Here is a 2,004-nt window from a genome sequence, read left to right on the forward strand (position 1 = left end):
GCCGTTTACAAAGAGATCATCGAAAGTCAGTTGGTGGTGTGAAAAGAAGATTATAAAAAATTAGTGCTTAAATATATCTTGAAATTAATTCAATTATTTTCAAGATATTTTTCTATACAAATAACAAATTGTTCTAAGTCTTTCAAGTCTTCTTTTACTATATCATACAGTTCTTCTTCAGAAATATTATGATACAAATGAACAAGTCTATTTCTGTACCCTGCCATTTGAATTAATTTCTGACTTAAATGTTCGCTTACTATGTCTTTTTCTCCAAGACCTGTAGCAATTGCTTTATATTCACCAGCCATATCAATGTTACCAATTTTAGCTAATATATGTCTGCCAATATCGAAGATAGATTCTAAAGATCTTCTTAAAAAACTTTCTGCTGCCGCTGGGTTCCTACTGTCACTGAGAAATTCTTCTTTTGAGAACTGCGATAGCATTTCTAATTGTGATATATATTTATTAATAAGCAATAAACGGTCTCTAATAAGATCTTTATTTATCATTCTAAAATCTTTTCCTTTCAAAAATTATTTATTATTACTTTTCTAATGCTTCTTTTCTGTATAAATCCAAAACATATTTGAAATCTGCGGCTCGTCTTAATATTGCCATTTCATATTCTTCCTTAAACTTTTCTGACACATAATATACACATATGCCTTTTATAGCTTCAACTTGAAACACAGAATGAGTTTCTTGCAAAAAAACAAGGTCTAACTTATATGGTTTAAAAAACTCTTCAAAATCATTATATACTGCTGAATATAATTTGTATACATGCTTAACTTTCTCTAAATCAAACAAGAAAACGACCCCTACATCTATATCAGTTAGAGGATCGTCTATTTTGACAACATCAGAGTCGTCACTTAATAACTGAAAAGCTTTATCTTTTTGTGATCCAAAAAGATAAACCAAACCAATTTTATATTTTTTACAAAGAGATTCTAACAATTCGCATTTATTAACGTTCATATTTTTCACCTACTATATTCTTTCCTACATATATATTTTAACATAAATCGATAAGTAAATTGAGCTAATGATTCTTCTCAAACCATAATCACCCCAAATAGAGATTGGAGAAAAACGAAGGAAATGATAAAATAAAAGTAAGGGGTAAGAACATGAAAAATAAAAAAGTTTATTCCAGTGAATTTAATAAGATGTTCGAGAATAATTCAGATTCTTGTTTTAATTCAAAAACTATTTTTGTGAAAAAATGAGATTTCCTTATTTATTATCCAATAACAGGGCGGCAGGCCGCTCAAAAGCCTTTAACGTTTCAACAAGTTCTTCTCTTTCTTTTCCTTCAAAAACATAGAACGAAATTGCTGAGGGTCTTCTTTTTAACGTGTATTTCTTCACAAATACATTGATTTCTTTTGGTACTCTTGGTCTTAATTCTTTTGGTATGTTTTTTATTTCATCATACCTTCCATAATTCATTATGTACCTTTCTATCATATCTTTTTGTTTTGAATCAGCTTTTATGTATTTTTCTATAAACTCTTGTAAATGTATCTTATTTAAATCTTTCATGAACCTTTTTACAAGGATTTTCCTTGCTGAATAAAAGGTATGCTCTTTGAAGGTTATATCTTTGTTTGTGTAAGTTTTTTGTTCTTGGTTGGTTGTTAGTAATGAATCAATGTCTATTTGTAAAGGTTTTTCAAATATTGAGTTTATTAACTCTCTTGTGTAATAATCACATCTTCCTTTGATTAAACTTCCACTTTCTATGTCTTTAATTACTCTTTCTAATTTAACCTCTTGCTTGTAATAATGAACAAGATACGAAGTAAAAAATTCGGAAAGTTGCTTTTCTACCTCTAACCTCATAAATTTGTAAAAGTTTTCTTCAAACTTCTTGTCTATATCTTTCTTTTTTAATTCTTTTATTATTGGAATAGCAAGAGAACTGTTTATTTCAAATTCAAGATTGTCTATTATGTTTCTTAATGTATTTGACTTTATTTGCTTTGTTATCCC

The 2,004-nt window shown here is 28.1% G+C and carries 2 protein-coding genes and 1 pseudogene; all 3 read right to left on the minus strand.

Going from position 1 to position 2,004, the window contains the following annotated elements; all coding sequences use genetic code 11:
- Positions 1-89: 89 nt before the first annotated feature.
- Positions 90-515 (minus strand): DUF86 domain-containing protein, encoded by a 426-nt coding sequence (locus PW5551_RS06380; RefSeq protein WP_113074958.1) that lies wholly within the window; start codon positions 513-515, stop codon positions 90-92.
- A gap of 34 nt (positions 516-549) precedes the next feature.
- On the minus strand, positions 550-987 hold the full coding sequence (locus PW5551_RS06385) for a nucleotidyltransferase domain-containing protein (protein ID WP_113074959.1): 438 nt from the start codon (positions 985-987) through the stop codon (positions 550-552).
- Positions 988-1,245: 258 nt separating this feature from the next.
- Positions 1,246-2,004, minus strand: a pseudogene (locus PW5551_RS06390) (hypothetical protein); the annotation flags it as partial.

The organism is Petrotoga sp. 9PW.55.5.1, assembly GCF_003265365.1.
Classification (GTDB): domain Bacteria; phylum Thermotogota; class Thermotogae; order Petrotogales; family Petrotogaceae; genus Petrotoga.

Bases quoted from the DNA above. Each gene is read 5' to 3' on its own strand.
- PW5551_RS06385 (WP_113074959.1), bottom strand. From the start codon at position 987: ATGAACGTTAATAAATGCGAATTGTTAGAATCTCTTTGTAAAAAATAT.
- PW5551_RS06380 (WP_113074958.1), bottom strand. From the start codon at position 515: ATGATAAATAAAGATCTTATTAGAGACCGTTTATTGCTTATTAATAAA.